The organism is Alistipes sp. UBA1686 (genome assembly GCF_002320215.1).
In the GTDB taxonomy this organism is placed as follows: Bacteria; Bacteroidota; Bacteroidia; order Bacteroidales; family Rikenellaceae; genus Alistipes; species Alistipes onderdonkii.
The window spans coordinates 216,707-237,254 of sequence record NZ_DCKA01000021.1 but is presented as its reverse complement, the minus strand read 5'-3'; the positions used below and the strand labels follow the sequence as shown (position 1 = coordinate 237,254).

Genomic DNA, 20,548 nt, shown 5'->3' with positions numbered 1-20,548 from the left:
CGCAGCCTGTTGTTTTGCATTTTCCCTTTTTGTACTATCTTTGTAGTAGGAAATGCAAAAATTACAAGCTATGTCAATGGTTTTCCGATTCCGGATGCTGAGCGATGAGAACGACAACTTCGTGCGCGATTATGAAGTGCCGTACGACATGACGTTGCTCGATTTCCATAATTTCATCCTCCGCTCGCTCGAATACGAGGAGTGCATGGCGTCGTTCTTCACGGCGGACGAGCGCTGGGAAAAACTGCGCGAGTTCACCCTCATGGATATGGACGACGGCTCGGAAGGGGCCCCTGCGGCGATGGAGAGCGTGACTCTGGGGCAGATCATCCACAACAACCGCGACCGGCTGATCTACCTTTTCGACATGTTCGGCGACCGGGCCTACTTCCTCGAACTGACCGGGACGTACGAGATGCCCAAAGACGGCTCCTATCCGCGCGAGATATACGCCCGGGCCGATGCCCCCGACCAGTACGACCCGTCGAAGACGGCCACCGCGGGCGAAGGCTCGATTTTCGACGAGGTGATGGGGGAATTCAACGATTTCGAGGGCGACGACAATTATGACGACGAGTACTAAGCGGCTCGTCGTCATTGTCGGCCCGACCGGTTCGGGCAAGACGGATCTGAGCATCCGCATCGCCCTGCACTACGGTGCACCCATCCTTTCCACCGACTCCCGCCAGATGTACCGCGGCTTGCCGATCGGTACGGCCCAGCCTACGGCAGACCAATTGCAAGCCGTCGAACACCATTTTATAGCATCGCACGACCTCGCGGATAACCTGAGTTGCGGCGAGTACGAAACGCAGGCCCTCGCCTGCCTCGAAAGACTGTTCGCCGGGCATGACTGCGTCGTTGCCGTCGGGGGCTCGGGGCTTTATGTCAAGGCGTTGTGCGAAGGCATGGACGACCTGCCGCAGGCCGATGAAAACCTGCGCCGCGAATTGGCGGCGCGACTCCGCACGGAGGGGCTCGAAGCCCTCGCCGGGCAGTTGCGGACGCTCGATCCGGATTATTATGCGGTGGTCGACCGCAGCAACCCGGCGCGCGTCGTTCGGGCACTGGAGGTCTGCCTGCAAACCGGACTGCCCTACTCCCGCCTGCGGACTGGGCGGCGTCGCAAGCGCGATTTCGACATCGTGAAGGTCGGCATTGACATGCCGCGCGAGGAGTTGTACGGACGCATCGACCGCCGTGTCGGGCAGATGCTTGCCGACGGCCTCGAAGCCGAGGCGCGTGCGGTGTATCCCTACCGCGGTCTGAATGCCCTGCAGACGGTCGGCTACCGGGAGTTCTTCGACTATTTCGACGGACGCATCTCCTATGACCGGGCCGTGGAACTTATCAAGCGCAATTCGCGCCGATATGCCAAACGGCAGCTTACCTGGTTCCGCCGCGACGCGGAAATCCGCTGGTTCGGCCCCGACCAGACGGGGGCGATTATAAATTATATAGATTTTGGCGAATCGTAAAATTTTCGTACTTTTGCCGACGCCTTTCGCTGAAAGGCAGTGGCTCGGATGGTGGAATAGGTAGACACGCCGGACTTAAAATCCTGTGACCAGCAATGGTCGTGCGGGTTCGATTCCCGCTCCGAGTACAGGGCCGTCTTTTGCGACGGCCCTTTTTCGTGCCCTGCGGGATCCGGTCAATGCCCGAACCTCGACGTGTCGACCGTCTTGTGCCGCTTCTCCTTGTATGTGCCGAAACGGTAGGAGAAATGCACCGTCACCGAACGGGTATACGTGCCGGAATCCATGTCGAGGTACTGTCCCTTGTAACGGACTTTGGCGAACGGCAACGAACTTTCGAAAATGTCGTTGCAGCGCACCGAGAGGCTCGCCCGGCTCTTGTCGAACGTCCACTTGGCACCCGCGTTGACGCTCCACGAAGGGTCGACGTCGTATGTCCCCTGGATGGCCGCGCTCTGATAGTAGCCCGAGAGGTCGAGCGTCAGGTCGGGTTTGCGGCTCAGACGGATCGTGTTGTCCATGCGCACCACCCCCAGCCATTTGGAGCGGTCGAACGCCAGGTCGTGAAAGGCGTCGCAGCGCTGGGTCATCCGCATCCCGGTCAGCGTCAGCCGGGAATCGAGCCATTTGCCCGGGCGCAGCGGTACGATGACGTTGGCGCCCCACTGGCGGTTGGTGTTCCAGTTGAGCGTCTGGTAGACCAATGCCAGGCGATCAGGGGCCTGCCATGCGGTTTGGTCGAAGTAGTCGGGCATCTCGTTCCAGAACAGCATGAAGATATACTTCTGCTTATACATGTACATTGCCTGGCCGTTGTAGCTTTTCGACGGCCGCAGTCCGGGCGTGCCCCGGATCTCCGAATAGCCGTCGATGTAGGAGGTCGACTGCTGCATCTCCCAGTACGAGGGATAGGTCTTGTCCGACGAGAGCGAAATCTGTACGAGATGTTTCTCTGCGGGTGTCAGGAGCAGGGTCGCCTGCGGGTAGAGCGACCAGTTGTCGTAGTCCCCCGCGCGGTAGTATTCCCCGGCCAGCGACAGCGAGAAACTCCCCTTGGCGAACTCTTTGCTCACCCCGGCATAGAGGTTGCCCGTGTATTCGTCGAGGTGCGAATCGGTATCGACGGTGGCGATGTCGCCCTCATGGAGCCTGTAACGCTGGTAGTCGTGGTCGCCCGCCCAGCTGAAGATGCCCCCGTAGGTCATGCCCCAGCCATTGCCCAGGTCGTGCGACTGGTCGGCGCTGACATTTACCCGGTCGACGGACTGCCCCGAAACCACGTCGAACGCTGTCCGGTTGCCGTCGGCGTACCTGTTCCGCATGGCGGCCTGCTGCCACGAGCTGTAATGCGTGTAGTCCGCCGAGAGGTCGAGCCCGGAGGCCGACGTGTAGCGCAGCGCAGCGTTGTGCATCGTGTTGTCACCCCCGGGCGAGCTGACCGAGTTGACCAGGTTGCCGTCGGCACGTACGAGGCCGCTCGTATGCGGGGTGTATGCACCCGTATAGGCAATGCTCAGGCGTCCTTTGCCCTGCGGGGCGTATTCTGCGGCGGCCCTCAGCCGGTGCCATGTTCCTTTGCTGGTGATGTTCTGCCTCTGGGCGATCTCGTGCTCCCCGTCCGCGAGCGTATGCCGCGAGTAGAGGTCGATGATCCGTTTGGTCTTGGCCTGCCCGGCCGAATAGGTTACCTCGGCCGACCACTCGGGCGAGGAGAAGGCGAAGTTGCCCCCGGCATCCCAGTTGCTGTAAAACCGGTTGGTATAGTTGGCGTGTACCTCCCCCGAAAACGAGTAGTCGTGGCTGCGCCGCAGGACGAGGTTGATCGCCGCGCCGCGCACATGGTACTGCGGCGGCGTGCTGTACATCACTTCGGCCTTCTCGATCCGTTCGACGGGTGTCGAGCGCAGCAGCGACGCCAACTGCTCGGCGCTCATCGTCGAGGGCTTCCCGTTCAGGATCACCGTGACACCCCCGGCGCCGGCAAGCGTCAGCCCGCCGTCCTGTTCGCTGACGCCCGGCAGCTGGGTGAGGGCTTCGTAGGCATTGTTCACCGCCTTGCCTTTCGATACGGCTTCCAGGTCATAGGCCAGCCGCCCCTCTTCGACCCGCACGATGGGTTTTTCGCCCTCTACGACCACAGCGTCGAGCGCATTCGTATATTCATGCAGGACGACCTCGCCGGCTTCGTCGTGCTCCGAGGTAAGCGTTTGCATCTCATAGGCGAGGTGCTGGAACAGCAGCCGGTAGGGGCGTACCTCCGATGCGATGGCGAAACGCCCGTCGGCATCCGATGCCGCGGCCGCGAGGTAGGTCGAGTCGGTGTCGAGCATCACTACCGCGACCCCGACCACGGGTTGCCGCTCCTGGTCGACCACCCTCCCCCGCACAATTTGCCCGCAGGTCTGTTTCACGGAAAAAAGCGCCAGGGCGCATACGAGTAAAAGAAATGTCCGTCTCATAACTTTGCTTGGTTTTTTCATTTGGTTTCCCTGCAAAGTTAAGCCCCGATGCGGCTTGCCGGTACGGAATAATTCTTGCTTGTTTGTGTGTAAAATGTTGATTTACAGAGGGTGCGATCCCGCGGATTCTTGCCGGCGCGCCGGGCGCCCTTGCTATGCGAAAAAACGGGTGAAAAACTCCCTGTCCGCAGCCCCCGATTCGGCGATCCGGCGTTTGAGTTTCGATTTGAGCGTGTAGACCCCGTTCAGCGTCATGTCGAGCATCACGCTAATCTCCTGCGCCGAGAACCCGGCGACGACCAGCGCTGCGAAATCGTAGTTGCGCGGCGTCCACCCCGGCAGTTGGCGGCGCAGGCGCGTGACCGCCCGGTCGTTGTAGAGGTCTGCCATGCGGACGATGTCCGCGAGCATCGCCGGGCTCAGTGCCAGCTCCTTCACCTTCCTCGCCAGCCGTTCCCCTTCGCCATAGGTGTAGTAGGTTGCGGCGATGTCGCGCAGCAGGGCGAACCGCCCCTCGAGCGAAGCCTTGACGGCGGCCTCGCGCTCGTTCGAGGCATCGAGCCGCGAGGTGAGGCTGTCGTGCGATTCCCGGTAGGATTCCAGCAGCGTGAGGTATTCGCTCAGCTGCGCGTCCCGGTGCCGGAGTTTGCGCCGATAGCCCACCACCGCCCCCGTGACGGCCGCGGCCAGCAAGAGGCATGCCAGCGTGGCGATCCAGGCCCGGTAACGCAGCCCTGCCTCGCGGAGCGCCGTTTCGTTGGCCGTACGGTATCTCTTTTCCAGCTCGGCCACCGATACCCCCTGCCGTGCCTTGTCGAGCGAATCGCGCTTGCCGATGTACTGCATGGCACAGGCATAGGCTTTGCCGTCCTCCCCGCGGCGGTGGTGTATGGCCGAGGCGATCGTGTAGAGCCCTATGTTGTTCTGGTTGAAGCGTTTGATGTGCGCCAGCGAGCGGTCTATGTAGTATTGTGCCGAATCGGGCTGCTCCGCCCGGTAAAAAATGATGGCCGAAGCGATGTCGTAAAGTGTGCGGGCATCGTCGTCGGCCGATGCGTGGCCGTGCGTCAGCGGGGCTGTCCATAGTTCGTGCATGTCGATGCGCGCCCGCTCCTCGAGCAACTGCCCGGTGCTCCAGTCTTCGGCGAAGGTGTGGTATATCAGGTTTTGCAGGGTGATCTGCTGGGCGAAGAAACGGAATGCCATCGTGTCGCGTGCCCCGACCAGCGGGGAGAGTGTTTCGATGGCCGCGGCATAGCGGCCGTTGGCATACTGTGCCGACGAGAGCATGTAGCGGCTGTATCCCTCCAGTTCCGCACTGCCGGTCTCCTGCGCCGCGGCGACGGCTTTCGAGAATGCCTCTTCGGCCGCGGTGTCGTATCCCTGTTCGAGGTACAGCAGCCCCAGCGTGTGGTACAGAGCCATGAGCAGTTTTGTGGTTCCCGCCTTGTCGCGGTTGCGTTCGGCGTAGAGCATCGCCTGTGTGTAGCCTTTGATCGCCTGTCCCAGGTCGCCGGCATTGTGGTGTACCTTTGCGTCGAAATACCAGGCATAGGCACGCTCGGCCCCGGAGCCGTGGCGCTCGTAATAATCCAGTGCGGGGGCGGTCAGCGAATCGTTGTCAGCCTCGGCACCTGTGCGGGAGTAGGTCTGCGCGAGCAGCAGGCGCCGCCGGGCGTCGGCCGCCGGTGAAATGGCCGAGGGGTCTATCTGCCGGAGAGCCAGCAAGGCGCTGTCGGGATGCTCCTCTATCAGCACCGAAGCCTGGGTCATCAGGTTGTCCGCGGCCTTGTCGCCGCATCCGGCAGCAAGCAGGCCGAAGAGTATGGCGGTTAGGTATCTCATGCCTGCAAAATTAATATAACTTTTATTTCCGCGGGTATTTTGCCGGATAAAATTATCCGCCCCGATCCGTTGCCGGGGCCCTGCGCCGCACGCAGTGCTCCCCTGCATGCCCCGGTCTTGTCCCTTAGCGCTTAGCCCGGATTTTTGTGCGGCCGAAACGGCCGAAATACATCTTTGCCGCACTGCCGCAGGACGGAAAACGGGCTTGCAGCGACTGCAAGCCCGTTCCCTTTTATTTTGCACCTACGGTCAGCGGTAAATCTCGTTCAGCAGGCGTGCCAGCCGGTAGCCGCCCCGGACGAGCTGTTGCTCGAAGACGGGCGTGTATTTGTCCACGTAATCGTAGGATATTTTCGTCCCTTCGGGGCTGTCCTCGTAGATGCCGACGCAGATCGCATGGGTCTCCTTCAGCCAGTCTTGCGGCTCCCCGGCCTGTACCAGTGCCGCCTCGTCGTCCGTCAAGCGGTCGATCTGTTCCTGCCACTCGGTGTAGCTCCACTTGTGCCCGGCTTCGAGGATCGCCGAGTCCCAGGCCGAGTGGAGGTTCGTTCTGCGTCCGAACATCAGCACCGGGCGCTGATTGCCTCCGATATCCGACAGGCGCCCCGTGTGCATCGGGCAGTGCATGTCGCCGACCAGGTGGATCAGCATCTTGAGCTTCTCGGTCTCCGCCTCGGGTGCCAGCCCGCCGGCCTTGAGCTCGGCGACGAGCGTCGTGACGGCCGTCAGCACGTCGCCTTTGGGGTTCCGGGGCATCGTTTCGAGGGTTTGGCCCTCGTCGATGTTCAGGTAGTGCCACGTCTTGGTGTAATTGTATTCGGGGGTGTGGCTGGCAATGTCCATCCAGTTGCAGTAGTACACGGGCGAATGGCCGTTGAGCACCTTGTCGATCTTTTGGGCGGCTTCGGGCGTGAGGTGGCACTCTGCGATGTAGGCCGTGACGTCGTGCCCCTTTTGTCCCCATCCGTATACGCTGCCGGCGAACAGCAGGCATGACAGCAGGATAATCAGGTTTTTCATTCTATCAGTGGGTTTTGTGGTTGTTTAATGGTTCATCGTGGCGAGGAACTCCTCGTTGGTGTTGGTCATTCCCATCTGCTTCTGGAGGAACTCCATGGCCTCGACGGGCGTCATGTCCGAAAGGTATTTGCGCAGCACCCACGTGCGGTTCATCACGTCGCGCGGCAGGAGCAGGTCTTCGCGGCGCGTACCCGATGCGATGACGTCGACCGCCGGGTAGACACGTTTGTTGGCGAGCTTGCGGTCGAGCTGGAGCTCCATGTTGCCCGTGCCCTTGAACTCTTCGAAAATCACCTCGTCCATCTTCGAACCGGTGTCGATCAGCGCCGTGGCGATGATCGTCAGCGACCCTTTCTCCTCCGTGTTGCGGGCTGCACCGAAGAAACGCTTGGGTTTGTGGAGCGCGTTGGCATCCACACCGCCCGAGAGCACCTTGCCCGATGCGGGCTGGACGGAGTTGTAGGCACGTGCCAGGCGGGTGATCGAGTCGAGGAAGATCACCACGTCGTGTCCGCATTCGACCATGCGCTTGGCCTTGTCGAGTACCATTTCCGCGACTTTCACATGGCGCGACGCCTGTTCGTCGAAGGTCGATGCCACGACCTCGGCCTTGGAGTTGCGGGCCATCTCGGTCACCTCCTCCGGGCGCTCGTCGATCAGCAGCACGATGATGTATACTTCGGGATGGTTGTCGGCGATGGCGTTGATGATCGACTGCATGAGCACCGTCTTACCCGTCTTGGGCTGTGCTACGATCAGCGCGCGCTGTCCCTTGCCGATGGGCGAAAAGAGGTCGACCACGCGCGTCGACATGTTGTTGTGTCCGTTGCCCGTAAGGCAGAATTTCTCGCTCGGGAAGAGCGGCGTCATGAATTCGAACTGTACGCGGTCGCGGATGAACTCCGGCGCCAGGCCGTTGATCTCGTTCACGCGTACCAGCGGAAAATATTTCTCCCCCTCCTTCGGCGGGCGTATGGCGCCGTTCACCGTGTCGCCGGGCTTCAGCCCGAAGAGTTTGATCTGCGACGGCGAAACGTAAATGTCGTCGGGCGAGTTCAGGTAGTTGTAGTCGGCCGAACGCAGGAACCCGTATCCGTCGGGCATGATCTCCAGCACGCCTTCGCCCTCGATCTCCCCGGCGAAATCGTCCTTGGTGATCACCTCGCCGTCGAAGGATTGCGCATCGGCTGCTGCCTGGGTAGTCTGGGCTGCCTGGGCTGCCTGGGCAGCCTGGGCAGCCGGGGGTGTTGCGGCGGCGGGTTCTGCTGCCTCTTCCTGTGCTTGTGCTTGTGCCTTGGGCTTGCGGCCGCGGCGCTTGGGCTCGGCCTTCTCCTCGCGGGGTGCCTGTACGGTTTCTGCCGCTGCCGCTGCCGCTGGTGCAGGTGCCGGGGCGCTTTCCATCGGGAGCTCCGGCTCGGCAGGGGGGTCGGCGACCGTGACGGGCGGACGCTGTGCTGGTGCGGTGTTTTCGGTCTTCGTATTGGTGATGCGCGGCCGACGGCCTCGCGGGGCCTGGGGAACGGTTTCGGGAGCGGTTTCCGCCTTTGCGGCGGCAGGTTCGGCTATGGCTGCCGTCTGCTGCATTTCCGTTGCGGGAACCTCCTTTTTCCGGCCTCGTCCTCTTTTCTCTTTATTTTCTGCGGGGGCGCCTTCGGAAGCGGAGAACCCGGCGATTTTCTCGATCAGTTCGCGCTTCTTCAATGTGGTGTCCCCGATACCGATAGCTTTTGCTATTTCACGCAGTTCGACGAGGCTTTTCCCTTCGAGCGCTTTCAAATCCTGCATATATTTCTATTTCAAAGTGATTTTCAGAACCCCGGCGGGCGCCGGGACATTGGAATTTGCTTGCAAAGATAGTGCATTATTTCGAAATTCAAAATAAAAAATTGCAGATCACGCCCTTCCGCCGGGGCTTTCACCATAAATTGGGAGTGCCCGGACGTAAAATACTCATTTATGGCGATTGTACGACCCGGAAATTACCCCCACCTTTGTATCCGGAACAACAGATCTATTCAGCCATTGCGTTGTTTGTATTGTTAATGTTTGTGTGTGCAAAAACCTCCCGGGAAGCCCGGGAGGTTTTTCTTCGGTGTCGTTCCGGCGTCCTGCCGGGGCGCGTGCCGGCGGCGGGAGCCTCCGGGGGTTATTCGTTGCGCCGCAGGTTCCACTTGTTGTTGTTGCAGATCACGGCCCTGACCAGGTCGTCGCCGTAGACCTGCATGTTCGAGTAGGTCTGCCCGTAGGTCATCGTGGCGTGCGATGCCGCCGCGAAGTCCATCAGCACGATGCCGACGTTCCCGCGGAAATCGTACCTGTCGATCTTGTCGGCCGTATACCTGTTGTATTTGTTCGCGCAGTAGTCGTAGTCGCCCACGGCGCCGAACAGGCTGATCCCCGACACGCTGCAATGGGCCGTGTCGTAGCAGCTCACATAATTCATGCACCACCGCGTCGGGTCGTCCGTATTATAGGTATAGGCGATGCACTCGTCGATGGCCGCATATTTGGTCTTGCCGTCCGATGCCCCGTTCTTGATGTTGTAGAGGTCGTTCACGCGGATCGGGGCCTGCCCCACGCCGTTGCCGCTGAGCGTCGTGTCGAAGACCACCTTGTCGTCCGTCCAGTTCAGGTAGGCGCCGAAATACCGGCCGTTGTTCGACGATTTGTAATCCTCGCGGATCATGAAGAGTATCTTGCCGCGGGCGTCGGCCAGCGTCATCAGGGGGTGGAAGTCGGCCACATACCCGCTGCAATGCGAGTTGATCAGGCTGACCACGCTTTTGTCCCACCCCGTCTTATTGGCGCTGGTGCTGGTGTTCTCGTATTTCATGTGCACGAGCACCGTCTCGCCCGGATGTTCGTCGAGGAATCGCACGAAACGGTCGAGCAGGTGCGAAAGCATGAAGGGCGAAAGTTCCTGGCGACCGGAGCTGCCCGGGGCGTAGCCGCCCAGCGTCGGGTCGCCCAGCGGGGCTATGCCGTGATGGATTGGGAGGTCGCGCTCCGAGGAGCTCGACGAGGAGGGGCGCAGGTCGAACATGCGAACCCCGGCCGCAAGCTGCTCTTCGATGGAGAGCTCCTGTGCCTTGATGATCTTGGTCGTGTTCATATAGCCGAATACGACGTTCTGCAACCATTTGAAGTGGTATCTTTCGCCGGGCATCCCGCCTTTGTACTCGTAGTGCGAACCGTAGATCGTGCAGGCGTCGTGCGATCCGGGGATGGAAACCTGCGACAGGTAGGTGTTGTCGGGCAGGTAGGCCATCCAGTCGGAATAATCTTCCGAGGTCTGTTGCGCCTGCGCCTGCATGTCGCCGATCGTGAACGAATAACGGTGCCCGGCCCTGAGCGTTGCCGGGGTTGTGTAGCTGTATGTTCTGCCCTGCGTGGTGACGGCGGAGAGCGTGAGCCCCTCGATGTCCTGCGGCAGCATGAACGCCGTGACCGCGACCTTCGACCCTGCGCTGAGCTGAATGTAGGGGACGTCCCCCGACACCAGGTGCAGGGCCAGCACGTTCGATCCTTTGCCCGGGATGACCGTGCACCGGTCGGTTTCGATGTCGAACGTGAAGCCGCCCGCTATGGGGCCGTTCTCGCTCGACAGCACGAGCTTCTGTACCTCCGCGGCCTCCGAGAATCCCACCTGGACCGTAACCGTGGTCATCAGCGGGCGGAACCTGAAGGGCACCTCCCCTCCGCGTTCCACCCCTTGGGTGCATGCCGCCATATAGGCGTACTGCATGTTGCATTCGCCGTTGTGGTAGGTCTGTACGGCCGGGATTGCCGTCGCGACGATCGAGCCGCTGTTGGCCTGGACGGCGTCTGCCGGATAGAAGGCGTAAAAATCGTAGCTGGGACTGCTCCCCCACTGCATTCCCGTGTCGCTCAGGTCGGCTTCGCTTTCGGTCGCCCCGGAGACGCTGACTTCGACCTCCGCCCATTGCGGGGTCGTCTGCGGACAGATGATTCCCACGCGGTCGGCATTGCGCCAATAGATCGGGTAATAACCGTCCTGTAGCGGGCCGTAAGCCGTACGGGTTTCGTCCGTGGGGTCGGGCGCTTCGTTGCCGATCGACAACCGGCAGACGATGGCATCGCCCCCTGTCGCGGGTGTTTCGGGCCCTTCGGGCAGTTCTGTCGTATCCTTTCCGCAACCGGCCAGCAGGAGCGCGAGCAGCGCGAGTCGGAAAATAGGTTTGTGTTTCATAACGTCAGGTTCGAATTGGCTGTTTGTAATTCAATACTCGTCGTCCGCATAATCCACCGGGCCCGGCCCGAGTTCGCTGCCGTGCGGCTGTGAAATCGCGAATCCTGCTTCGGCCGCAATTACGAGTATCTCCAATTCCGGCTTTGTGTATGCTGCTTTCATCAGATTCGGTTTATAGATAAATCGGGACGGTATCCTGCTCCGTCCCGATCTGAAAAATTATTTTATCGAAATTATTCGACCGTATAGGTGAAATCCGCGAACTCTACGTGGTAAGATCCTGCGGTAGATAGTATCTTGATCATGAGACGCTGTCCGTTGGTGACCGTAAACGTATGGGTCTGTGTACCGGATTTGCACTTTTGGTCGTTGCCGTTCAGGATGTTGTTCCTGTCGCGGAGCCACGATTCGGTGATCGGGCCGTTGCCCGTTACGCCGATCCTGTACTCAATATTGCTTATACGGTTGGTCGCTACCTCGAAGGATACCTTCACGGTTTTCGAACCCTCGCACTGGATCGGAGCCGTGACGAAAGCGCCGTTGTTTGCGTTGTTGAAGCCCGCAGGAACCTGCGGCTGGATGCGGTTCTTTTTGAGTTTGTCGTCGCCGTTCTTGTCGCTCTTGATCTCTGCCTGGTAAAAATACCAGTCATTGAAAATTCCTTCCGGGTCGTATTGGGAATCGACCGTGTAGAATCCGTTGTCCTGATAGGTATGCGTACCGTACTTCTGGTCGATGGCATCGGGTACGGTGATCGTCACCGTTTTCTTGTTGCAGGGTACGCTCATCGTGTAGTGGTGGTTGCGCTTCAGGCCGGCCAGCGTGAACGACTTGTCCGAGTAGGTCAGCCCGTCGGTAGTCATTACCTTCACGGTCATGGTCGAGTGGATGCCCACGGGGAGCAGGCCCACTACGAACTCTTTCCGGTTCGTGGGAACTGCGATCGAATTGGTTACGGACGATGCCGTGAAGTTCTCCAGGGCGTCGATCGTACCGGAGGTCGGCAATACGTTGCTGTCGGTCTCCAGGATGACTTTCTTGGGCGTTTCGTTCGCACCCAGTCCGAGCGAGATCTTGATGCGGGCCATCAGCGGTTTGAACGTGAAGTGTACGGGCAGTTGGGTCGTCGCCTCGTTGATTTCGAACGGCTCCTCCCAGATGTTCGTATACATGAAGTCATAGGCAGCCAGGTTGTCCGTGCAGTATTCCGATCCCCAGGTGTGCTTGAAGGTCTTGTTCACGGCGTCGAACGTGGCGTTGCAGTCGTACGGATAATAAGCCGCCGCCAGCGAGTAGGAACCGATGGGCACGTCGCCCGAGAACGTCGTGGTCGGGCCCGACTTGTCGGCCGTGAACTCGCATGTCATCGTCGCGGCTCCGTCGTAGAGGAGCACGGCGACTTTGTCACCGGCCACCCAGTTGGTCGTGGTGCCGTCGATGGAAGTACGGGTCTCCCCGGAAACCATCTCCTCGGGGATGGTTACCTGGACATACTTTTTCGGGCCGCCGGCCGGAGCCGTATCGTCCTTGCTGCACGCGGCCATGCCGACCGTTGCGAGCATTGCTATAACGAATAATTTTTTCATGGTGCATTTTCTGTTTTTGTCGTTAATTCCCAATGGATGCGTCGCTATTCGTAGTCATCGTAAGAGAGCGACCTGGTTCCGCCCAGCTCACCGCCGTCGGTTCCCGGTTCGATGCTGCTGCTTGCCGCGAATCCTTTTTCCACGCATACGGAGATCAGGTACAGCTCCGGTGCTTCGTAAGTCATAGTTTGTTTTTTCATGGTCTTTTTTATTATGTGTAGTTGCTTTTATTCCATGTCCGTTTCGGGTTGGCGCTACGCCCTTACGCAGAGCACGCGCATGCCGCGCTGCACCCCCGCCGCGGACAGGCATATTTCGACGATACCTGTCCTTTGTCCGGTTCGGTGGAGCCGCCGCAGTTCCGCTTCGACGCGCGTCTCTTCCGCTTCAGGAAGCTGCACCCCGATCCATATGTCGGATTTGTCGGGGGCGTATACGCGAACCCGTCCTTCTTCCAGATATGCGAGCAGGTAGTGCGGCGCCCGGCCGGATCCGGCGGTTGTGTCCGCTGCGGTCGATGTCTCTGTCCGGAGCATGCGGTAAAATCCGTTAGGGGTTGTCAATCTCCGTTTGTCCTGCTTATTCCACGATTACGGCGCGGTTCAGTTCCGGCTCTGCGAACCGGTTGTTGGTGTCGCCTTCGGCCTTCTTGACCAGACGGGACGGGTCGATGCCGTACTTGTCCTTCAGGAGGTTGTAGACATACTCCATGCGCTGTTCGCTCAGCCGCTGGTTGATCTCTTTCGTGCCGGTATCCTTGTCTGCCGAGCCGATCAGCGTGAAGGTCTTGTCCTTGTCGGCCTTCATGGCATTCTTCACGTAGAATTCGAGGTTGGTCAGTTCTTTCTTGTCGAGCGTGGCCTTGCCGATCTTGAAGAAGAGCGCCACGGGCGATGCGGATACCTTCTGCTCGGCAACCACCTTGGGCGGCATGTTGCGCAGCTTCTCGTTCTCGTCGCTCAGTTCCGAATTCTGCGATGCGAGTTCGTTGTTGGTGTTTTCGAGCCGCTTGATACGATCCAGGTACGACGTGTAGTCCACGGGCTGAGCCTGCGAGGCTCGCTTGAAGCCGCGGCGGTTCAGGTTGAACGACAGCCCTGCCGTTACCGAGAGCATACCTTCGCCGATGCGGCCGCCGCCCACGCCGTCGAAACGCTGGTTGACCAGCAGGCAGCGAGCTTCGAGCGTCAGGTCGAGCAGATCGCAGAGGCGCACTACATTCAGCAGACCTGCGTCGAAGCCGATTTCGTTGTCGTGGGTGTCGTTGCCGTAGGAACGCGCCCAACCCACTCCGACGAAGGGTACGAAATTCCAGGTGCGGGCCTCCTTGTAGCCGCTCACGGCGTTCGAGAAGTTCCACATTGCATCGGCATGCAGGTACGATACGCCGAATTTCTCCTTGAACATGCTTCCGTCGGCACCCTTTGCGTATTTGGTGCCTGCGGTCGTCCACCCTTTGGCCTGCAGGCCGGAGTATCCGACGCGGGCGCCGATCGAGGGGGTGAACCATTTTCCGACATGGATGTCCAGTGCCGGGGCCATGCGTTTGCCGAATTTGCCGTAGGAATCGTGTTCGCCGAAATAGATATTTACACCGCCGGCGACGCCGACGAAGATGTTGTCGAAAAAGCGGTTCGTTTCATAGGGGCCGCGCACGATGCGGTTCTGCGCATCGCGATTGCCGTTTTCCTGTGCCGTGGCTGTAAGGCTGACGATGATAAAGAGGGCAATAAATAGAGGCGTTTCATGTTTGAATGTTTTAGTGATTAGAAATTTCCCGGTATCTATGGTCTCGTTGCGAGTCCGTTATTCGTGTTATCTGCCGTGTCCGGTACATGTGGCAGGCTACGGCTACCGCCAATGCCGGGGCGGCGATTGCCGGTAGCGACAGGATGAAAATGGTCGGTGGTTGTTTGTTTTTCCATGAATGTGTTTTTGTTCGCTGACGAGAGAGGGCTAAAGCGAGCCTGTTCCTGTGTCCCCCGTGACCTGGGGCGTTGCCTGCGGCAACCGGAACCGGCTTTGCCTGAACAGGGCGGGTGATTCCAATTCTTCTATGTATATTTCTGATAAATAGGTTTGTATGAGGTTATCGTACTCCTTGCACACTTTCTGGAGGGGCTGCATCGTGCGTGTATTTTCGTATGTCCAGAACGTGTGCGAGACTTCATGCATGCCTCCGTCCAGCCTGCGGATCAGGTCGTGCAGCGTCGGGCGGTGGTTCGGGTTCCATTGGTAGAAGGTTCTTCCCGACTGGAATACGCAAATCAGGTAGTCCGTCTTGGCCGCAAGTTCCCGTAAAGTACGGCGGTACATATAGGTGTCCGTATCGGGGCCTACACATGCAGCCTGCAACTCGCGTCCTTTCATCAGGGGAGTCCCTGCTTCCGACGCCTTGTGCAGTACGAGCAGTATCTTTACCGCCCACAGGATTCTTGCGGAAAACATCGAATGTAAATTGTTAGTAACCAGTGGCTTGTGTGCATTGTTCGTGACCCATTATTACCAATAATGGGTCTCTTTTGGCGTATGTGCTTGGTTACCAGTCGGTAAATACGCTGTTTGGACACTTTCCCGAAGGCATGGTGGGGGCTTTCAGGACATTTTCGGTCTGTCCGGATGAAAAAGATAAATAAAACGATACAATATTCTTATTTTCAGTTTATTACGCTGAGGTATGCGTTTTTTCCTTCTGAAAAATTTGGTTATGAATATAATTAATTCTATTTTTGCGGATGAATTGAAACGTCTATAATACAACTTATTACGATTTCAAGATACATTATTGGTAATAATGGGTCTTGATTTTTTTGTTGCCTGTTTCTATTCCTTCTAACCGAAAAATCCGGATATTATACGAAACCGCCTTTTACTGCAGGTCGATGATTTTTCGATTGGCTTTGTCGATGATGTTGTGGTCGAGTTGTGCGAGATAGATGCGCGTCGTCCTTTCGGACGTGTGTCCCATCCCGGCGCTGATCACCGTGAGCGGTGTGCCGCAATCTCGGGCCAGAGTTGCCCATGAGTGTCGTGCGACATAGAATGTCAGCGGTTCCGGGATATTGAGCAGGACTCCGATTTTTCGGATAAATTTATTCAGCTCGCGCTGCTGCTGGCGGTAATTGTCATAGCTGTCGTCTTTTGCCAGTACGGGGAGTATATAGGGCGAAGCATTGCTATAACGGTCGATGATGTGCTGCAGCTGCGGCTCGATGCGCATCGAGAGCATCTGCCCCGTTTTGTGGCGTGCATAGGTCAATACGCCGTCATGGATGTCGCTGTTGCGCAGGTAGACCATATCTACGAACGACATGCCGCGGGTGAAGAAACTGAACATGAAGATGTCGCGTGCGAGGGAGTACTTGGGATGCAGCGCCGAGAGGTCGGCCGTGCATATCCGTTTGATGGTTTCGCGTGAGAGCGCCCGTTTGCGCGTTACGGTCTGCCTGACGGTCAGATGGGTGAAGGGATTGGGAAATGAGGCCGGTATGAGCCGTTTTTTTACGGATCGGTTGTAGACTGCCCTCAGGTTGCGCAGGTGGAACGTCACCGTGTTGGTTGTCACGCCCCGTGCCCTGAGCCAGCGTTCGTAACGCTCTGCCCAGCGGGCCGAGAGGTGTTGCGACGTCAGGTGCTGGCCGTCGAGGAAACTCAGCAGCAGCCTGTATGACGACCGGTAGTTCGCAGCCGAGCCTTTGCGCCCGGCTTTCTCGTAGTCGGAGATGTGTTTCGAGAAACACGACATGAAGTCGAATTCATAATTACGGGTGCGTGTCATCCTGGCCGGGTATGGCCCGACAACCGGATGCCGCCCCGTAAAGGCGGAATCTGGCGAATACATAATCAAGTAAATTTAATAAGAAGAGTTGGTCACTGGGTGCAAAGATACAAAATTATAGCCAATTATCCGCATTTATGTCGATGATATTGTGTGCTTTAGTGGCCTTTGAAGCGTATTTGCAGGGACTGTCATTTATATATAATATACTGATAATGCAATATTTAATGCCCGGATTTGCCTCCGGATCCATCTCCTGTTTTATTTATCTGAAATTTAGCGGACTAAATGAAATATTCACCCCGGAAACCGGTTTCCGTCGCGGTCATGTCCGGCACGGTAACGGTTTATGATGATTATTCGCTTTCGGCCTCCCCTCCCCGCTTCCTGCCGGATACGAAAAAGCCGCTCCCCTGTCAGGAGCGGCCATGGAGGAGGTATGGGGGCTGCTGCCGTCAGCCGCACATATAGACGCATCCGTAAATCAGCCCTGCGGCGAGTGCGCCCAGTACGGGCCCCGTTACGGGTACCCAGCTGTAACCCCACCCGCTCGTGCCCTTCCCCCTGATGGGCAGGATGCTGTGGGCCACACGCGGAGGCAGGTCGCGCGCCGGGTTGATGGCATAGCCCGTCGTGCCGCCCAGCGACATGCCGATGGCCATGATGAGCATCGTCACGGGCAGGCTTCCGAGGCTTCCCATCCCGATTTCAGGGGTGTTCTGTTCGTTGCCGATGGCCAGGATCACGAACACCAGCAGGAACGTGCCGAGGAATTCGCAGAAGAGGTTGCGCGGCTTGTCCATGATCGCGGGCATGGTGCAGAATACGCCGAGCTTGGTCGCCGGGTCGTCCGTGGCGTCGAAGTGGTCTTTGTAATAGACATAGACCAGTACGGCCCCGCAGAAGCCGCCCAGCAGCTGTGCCGCGATGTACCCGGGCACGAACGCCCACGGGAACGACCCCGCCACGGCCAGCCCGACCGAGACCGCGGGGTTGAGATGTGCCCCCGAATAGGGGCCCGCGATCAGCACGCCGCACATCACGGCCAGGCCCCACGCGATTGTGATTACGGCCCATCCGCCGTTAAAACCTTTCGATTGTTTCAGTACCGTCGATGCGACGACCCCGTCGCCCAGCAGTACGAGCACCAGTGTCCCGATGAATTCGAACAGGCACTTGGTAAACAGTGTGATTTCCATAATCCCGGTATTTTAGTCTTTGCTGTTGCGCAGTACCCTGCGTACGGCGTTTTCCCACCCTGCGACGGCCTTCCCGATCTGCGAGCGGTCGGCCGTGGGTTCGAATACGTGCTCCGCCTGCCATTGCTGCCGGATTTCGTCGATGCTTCCCCAGTAGCCTACGGCCAGTCCGGCCAGGTAAGCCGCACCCAGCGCCGTGGTTTCCGTCACGCCCGGGCGTATGACGCGCGTGTCCAGCAGGTCGGACTGGAACTGCATCAGCAGGTTGTTGCGCGCCGCGCCGCCGTCGACCTTCAGCTCCCGGAGCGTGATGCCCGAGTCGCGCTGCATGGCGCCCACGATGTCCAGCGTCTGGTAGGCGATCCCCTCCAGCGCCGCGCGGGCGATATGCGCGGCCGTCGTGCCGCGGCTGATGCCACTGATGGCTCCCCGGGCATACTGATCCCAGTACGGGGCCGCCAGCCCCGTGAGCGCCGGCACGAAATAGACGCCGTTGGTGTCGGGTACCGAAGCGGCCAGGGCTTCGACTTCGGACGACGAGCGGATGATCCCCAGCCCGTCGCGCAGCCACTGCACGACCGACCCGCCGACGAAGATGCTCCCTTCGAGCGCGTAGTCGACCTTGTCGCCGATCTTCCATGCGATGGTCGTCAGTAGGTTGTTCGACGACGTGATGGGCTTTTCCCCGCTGTTCATCAGCAGGAAGCACCCCGTGCCGTAGGTGTTTTTCACCGACCCGGGCTCGACGCACATTTGCCCGAACAGCGCTGCCTGCTGGTCGCCCGCGATGCCCGCGATGGGTACCTTGTGGGCGAAGATCGTGGTCTTCGTCGCGCCGTATACCTCGCTCGACGACTTCACCTGGGGCATCATCGAAGCGGGGATGCCGAACAGCCTCAGCAGCTCCTCGTCCCATTGCAGCGTATGGATGTTGAAGAGCATCGTGCGCGAGGCGTTGCTCACGTCCGTCACGTGCACCTCGCCGCGCGTGAGGCGCCAGATGAGCCACGAGTCGACCGTGCCGAACATCAGTTTGCCCTTCTCGGCACGCTCCCTCGCCCCGGCCACGTTGTCCAGGATCCATTTGATCTTCGTGGCGCTGAAATAGGCGTCGACGATCAACCCCGTCCTTTCCCGGATGAATTCGGTCTGCCCCTCGGCCTTCAGCCGGTCACAGTACTCCGAGGTGCGGCGATCCTGCCAGACAATGGCGTTGTAGACCGGCTCTTCGGTCTCCGAATCCCACACGATCGTGGTCTCCCGCTGGTTGGTGATGCCGATGCCCGCGATGTTCAGGCCGTTGATGTCGATGGCCGCGATCGCCTCGGCGATCACCGAAGCCTGCGACGACCATATCTCGTGCGGGTTGTGTTCCACCCATCCCGGCTTGGGGAATATCTGCGTGAATTCCCGCTGTGCCATCGAGCATATCTGCCCTTTCCGGTCGAATACGATCGCACGGGAACTGCTCGTCCCCTGATCCAATGACAAAATGTACTGTTCCATATATTCGAGTTGTTATAGATGCGTCGTTGCCGCTTTTGTCCGCATTCCGTTCCCGTGCCTGGGACTACCCTGCGGCGGCCTTTACAAATCTATAAAAAATATCCGGGATTCGAAACGAAAGCGACAAGTTTTTTTTCGAAACCTTCCGTGGGGCGTTCCCTATCCTCCTCTCCAATCCGCCTTCTTCTGTCGCTTTTCCCGTACGCTTTCTCGTGTCGCCTTGCCGCCCTCTCCCGTCCGCCGTGTACCTATATCATATATAATCCCCGCAAAACCCGGTGGCTTTGCGGGGAATTCCGTGGCGTTGCGGGAGGGCTCCCGGCCGGGGCGCTTGCTGGGCTATCCCTTCCGCAGCAGATGCTTCGACAGAAATTTGCGCACCGGTTCGTCGTACAGCCTCAGGCACAGCCATGCCAGGATTACCGAACCGAAGAAAAGTGCCAGGGCACCTGGCAGCGACTCCCGGAACGTGAGGTCGCCGTTTTTGACCCAGGCGTAGTAGAGGTATATGAAGGGATAGTGCACCATGTAGAGGGGATAGGATATGTCCCCCAGGAATTGGCACACCCGGGCGGTGACTTTGTCGGTGGTCTTGCCCGACGCCCCGAGAAAAACCAGCAGGGGGAAGGCGACGACGGCGCAGAACGTATCGTACAGTCCGTTCATCCACAAATTCTCACTGCCGCCGATGCGCGGAACCGACAGCAGGGCGACGACGCACAGGCCGCATATCCAGAAGGCGCCCCGGATATGCACGGGTTTGAATACGCGCGAGAGCAGCAGGCCGGCCGAGAACGCGAACATCAGGCGCAACGAACCGCCGATCATATTTTCTTCGGTCATGGCGAACCCGACGCAGATGTCGCCCAGCGGCCCCCAGACGGCGAATGCCGCCAGCCCGCACCCGGCCAGGAAAACCACGACGGAAAGTGCCCCGGTCGAAAGTTTGCGGATGAAGAAGGCGTACAGGATATTTCCGGCGTACTCGAAAAACAGCGACCAGCTCGGGCCGTTGAGCGGGTACATCTCGCCCAGCCCCCGGATTTCCGTGCCGGGGCTTGCCGGAATCAGGCAGGCGTTCATCAGCGTCGCCGCCAGCAGCATCGGCACCGTGACTTTGGTCACGTCCCAGACGGAGCAGCCCTGGAAATAGAACATGACGGCACCGATCACGGCACCGATCACGACCATGGGATGCAGGCGGATGAGCCTGCGCTTGAGGAACTCCGTGACCGTCATCTTTTTCCAGCGGTCGTCATAGGCGTACCCGATTACGAACCCCGAGAGTATGAAGAAGAAATCGACGGCCAGATAGCCGTGGTTGATCCTCTGATTCAGGTGGCTGGTCGCAAAGGCTTCGAAAATATGGAACCACACGACGGTCAGCGCCGCAATTCCGCGCAATCCGTCGAGTATGTCGTAATGCGGCTTCGTGTCTGCAAAGGCCGCCGCCGAAATCGTTGACAT

16 protein-coding genes, 1 tRNA gene and 1 pseudogene are annotated in these 20,548 nt (G+C 59.1%); 3 read left to right on the top strand and 15 right to left on the bottom strand.

Annotated features, from left to right (window positions below; translation table 11 throughout):
• Positions 1-70 precede the first annotated feature (70 nt).
• From B3C38_RS11055 to B3C38_RS11045, 3 genes are all read left to right on the top strand, one after another.
• Entirely contained in the window at positions 71-583 is a 513-nt protein-coding gene (locus B3C38_RS11055; protein ID WP_026318377.1) for an IS1096 element passenger TnpR family protein, read from the top strand.
• Positions 567-1,478, top strand: a complete 912-nt coding sequence (gene miaA / locus B3C38_RS11050; protein WP_286727098.1) for a tRNA (adenosine(37)-N6)-dimethylallyltransferase MiaA — start codon at positions 567-569, stop codon at positions 1,476-1,478. Before B3C38_RS11055 ends, miaA begins: the two co-directional genes overlap by 17 nt.
• Before the next feature lie 42 nt (positions 1,479-1,520).
• A tRNA-Leu gene (locus tag B3C38_RS11045) sits at positions 1,521-1,606 on the top strand.
• A gap of 48 nt (positions 1,607-1,654) precedes the next feature.
• Here B3C38_RS11045 and B3C38_RS11040 read toward each other — a convergent pair.
• From B3C38_RS11040 to B3C38_RS10970, 15 genes and pseudogenes are all read right to left on the bottom strand, one after another.
• Positions 1,655-3,937 (bottom strand): outer membrane beta-barrel family protein, encoded by a 2,283-nt coding sequence (locus B3C38_RS11040; RefSeq protein WP_286727097.1) that lies wholly within the window; start codon positions 3,935-3,937, stop codon positions 1,655-1,657.
• A gap of 153 nt (positions 3,938-4,090) precedes the next feature.
• Positions 4,091-5,782 carry a hypothetical protein gene (locus B3C38_RS11035; protein ID WP_286727096.1) on the bottom strand — a complete coding sequence of 564 codons (1,692 nt, stop codon included), beginning with the start codon at positions 5,780-5,782 and terminating at the stop codon, positions 4,091-4,093.
• 249 nt (positions 5,783-6,031) lie between these two features.
• Positions 6,032-6,802, bottom strand: a complete 771-nt coding sequence (locus tag B3C38_RS11030; protein WP_286727095.1) for a S1/P1 nuclease — start codon at positions 6,800-6,802, stop codon at positions 6,032-6,034.
• A 24-nt stretch (positions 6,803-6,826) separates the two neighbouring features.
• Positions 6,827-8,587 (bottom strand): transcription termination factor Rho, encoded by a 1,761-nt coding sequence (gene rho, locus B3C38_RS11025; RefSeq protein WP_286727094.1) that lies wholly within the window; start codon positions 8,585-8,587, stop codon positions 6,827-6,829.
• Positions 8,588-8,948: 361 nt separating this feature from the next.
• Positions 8,949-11,012: a fimbrillin family protein gene (locus B3C38_RS11020; protein ID WP_286727093.1), complete on the bottom strand. Its 2,064-nt coding sequence runs from the start codon at positions 11,010-11,012 to the stop codon at positions 8,949-8,951.
• 30 nt (positions 11,013-11,042) lie between these two features.
• Positions 11,043-11,174: a hypothetical protein gene (locus B3C38_RS11015; RefSeq protein WP_259295422.1), complete on the bottom strand. Its 132-nt coding sequence runs from the start codon at positions 11,172-11,174 to the stop codon at positions 11,043-11,045.
• A gap of 71 nt (positions 11,175-11,245) precedes the next feature.
• Positions 11,246-12,598: a fimbrillin family protein gene (locus B3C38_RS11010; RefSeq protein ID WP_286727092.1), complete on the bottom strand. Its 1,353-nt coding sequence runs from the start codon at positions 12,596-12,598 to the stop codon at positions 11,246-11,248.
• Positions 12,599-12,642: 44 nt separating this feature from the next.
• A complete protein-coding gene (locus B3C38_RS11005) occupies positions 12,643-12,798 on the bottom strand; it encodes a hypothetical protein (protein ID WP_153919227.1) in 156 nt (51 codons plus the stop codon).
• A gap of 54 nt (positions 12,799-12,852) precedes the next feature.
• A complete protein-coding gene (locus B3C38_RS11000; protein ID WP_286727091.1) occupies positions 12,853-13,134 on the bottom strand; it encodes a hypothetical protein in 282 nt (93 codons plus the stop codon).
• Positions 13,135-13,177: 43 nt separating this feature from the next.
• A pseudogene (locus B3C38_RS10995) lies at positions 13,178-14,346 on the bottom strand (OmpA family protein).
• A gap of 208 nt (positions 14,347-14,554) precedes the next feature.
• Positions 14,555-15,046 carry a hypothetical protein gene (locus B3C38_RS10990; protein WP_153919233.1) on the bottom strand — a complete coding sequence of 164 codons (492 nt, stop codon included), beginning with the start codon at positions 15,044-15,046 and terminating at the stop codon, positions 14,555-14,557.
• Between the two features lie 421 nt (positions 15,047-15,467).
• Complete coding sequence (locus tag B3C38_RS10985; RefSeq protein WP_153919236.1) at positions 15,468-16,376, bottom strand: tyrosine-type recombinase/integrase; 909 nt, start codon at positions 16,374-16,376, stop codon at positions 15,468-15,470.
• Positions 16,377-16,831: 455 nt separating this feature from the next.
• Entirely contained in the window at positions 16,832-17,575 is a 744-nt protein-coding gene (locus B3C38_RS10980) for an MIP/aquaporin family protein (protein WP_022333639.1), read from the bottom strand.
• 12 nt (positions 17,576-17,587) lie between these two features.
• A complete protein-coding gene (gene glpK, locus B3C38_RS10975) occupies positions 17,588-19,081 on the bottom strand; it encodes a glycerol kinase GlpK (protein WP_286727089.1) in 1,494 nt (497 codons plus the stop codon).
• A gap of 339 nt (positions 19,082-19,420) precedes the next feature.
• Positions 19,421-20,548, bottom strand: a complete 1,128-nt coding sequence (locus tag B3C38_RS10970) for an acyltransferase family protein (protein WP_286727088.1) — start codon at positions 20,546-20,548, stop codon at positions 19,421-19,423.

What these genes read in the sequence shown, in the direction of transcription:
- B3C38_RS11055 (WP_026318377.1), top strand. Translation starts at nt 71, where the DNA reads ATGTCAATGGTTTTCCGATTCCGGATGCTGAGCGATGAGAACGACAAC.
- miaA (WP_286727098.1), top strand. Translation starts at nt 567, where the DNA reads ATGACGACGAGTACTAAGCGGCTCGTCGTCATTGTCGGCCCGACCGGT.
- B3C38_RS11040 (WP_286727097.1), bottom strand. Translation starts at nt 3,937, where the DNA reads ATGAGACGGACATTTCTTTTACTCGTATGCGCCCTGGCGCTTTTTTCC.
- B3C38_RS11035 (WP_286727096.1), bottom strand. Translation starts at nt 5,782, where the DNA reads ATGAGATACCTAACCGCCATACTCTTCGGCCTGCTTGCTGCCGGATGC.
- B3C38_RS11030 (WP_286727095.1), bottom strand. Translation starts at nt 6,802, where the DNA reads ATGAAAAACCTGATTATCCTGCTGTCATGCCTGCTGTTCGCCGGCAGC.
- rho (WP_286727094.1), bottom strand. Translation starts at nt 8,587, where the DNA reads ATGCAGGATTTGAAAGCGCTCGAAGGGAAAAGCCTCGTCGAACTGCGT.
- B3C38_RS11020 (WP_286727093.1), bottom strand. Translation starts at nt 11,012, where the DNA reads ATGAAACACAAACCTATTTTCCGACTCGCGCTGCTCGCGCTCCTGCTG.
- B3C38_RS11015 (WP_259295422.1), bottom strand. Translation starts at nt 11,174, where the DNA reads ATGAAAGCAGCATACACAAAGCCGGAATTGGAGATACTCGTAATTGCG.
- B3C38_RS11010 (WP_286727092.1), bottom strand. Translation starts at nt 12,598, where the DNA reads ATGAAAAAATTATTCGTTATAGCAATGCTCGCAACGGTCGGCATGGCC.
- B3C38_RS11005 (WP_153919227.1), bottom strand. Translation starts at nt 12,798, where the DNA reads ATGAAAAAACAAACTATGACTTACGAAGCACCGGAGCTGTACCTGATC.
- B3C38_RS11000 (WP_286727091.1), bottom strand. Translation starts at nt 13,134, where the DNA reads ATGCTCCGGACAGAGACATCGACCGCAGCGGACACAACCGCCGGATCC.
- B3C38_RS10990 (WP_153919233.1), bottom strand. Translation starts at nt 15,046, where the DNA reads ATGTTTTCCGCAAGAATCCTGTGGGCGGTAAAGATACTGCTCGTACTG.
- B3C38_RS10985 (WP_153919236.1), bottom strand. Translation starts at nt 16,376, where the DNA reads ATGACACGCACCCGTAATTATGAATTCGACTTCATGTCGTGTTTCTCG.
- B3C38_RS10980 (WP_022333639.1), bottom strand. Translation starts at nt 17,575, where the DNA reads ATGGAAATCACACTGTTTACCAAGTGCCTGTTCGAATTCATCGGGACA.
- glpK (WP_286727089.1), bottom strand. Translation starts at nt 19,081, where the DNA reads ATGGAACAGTACATTTTGTCATTGGATCAGGGGACGAGCAGTTCCCGT.
- B3C38_RS10970 (WP_286727088.1), bottom strand. Translation starts at nt 20,548, where the DNA reads ATGTCAACGATTTCGGCGGCGGCCTTTGCAGACACGAAGCCGCATTAC.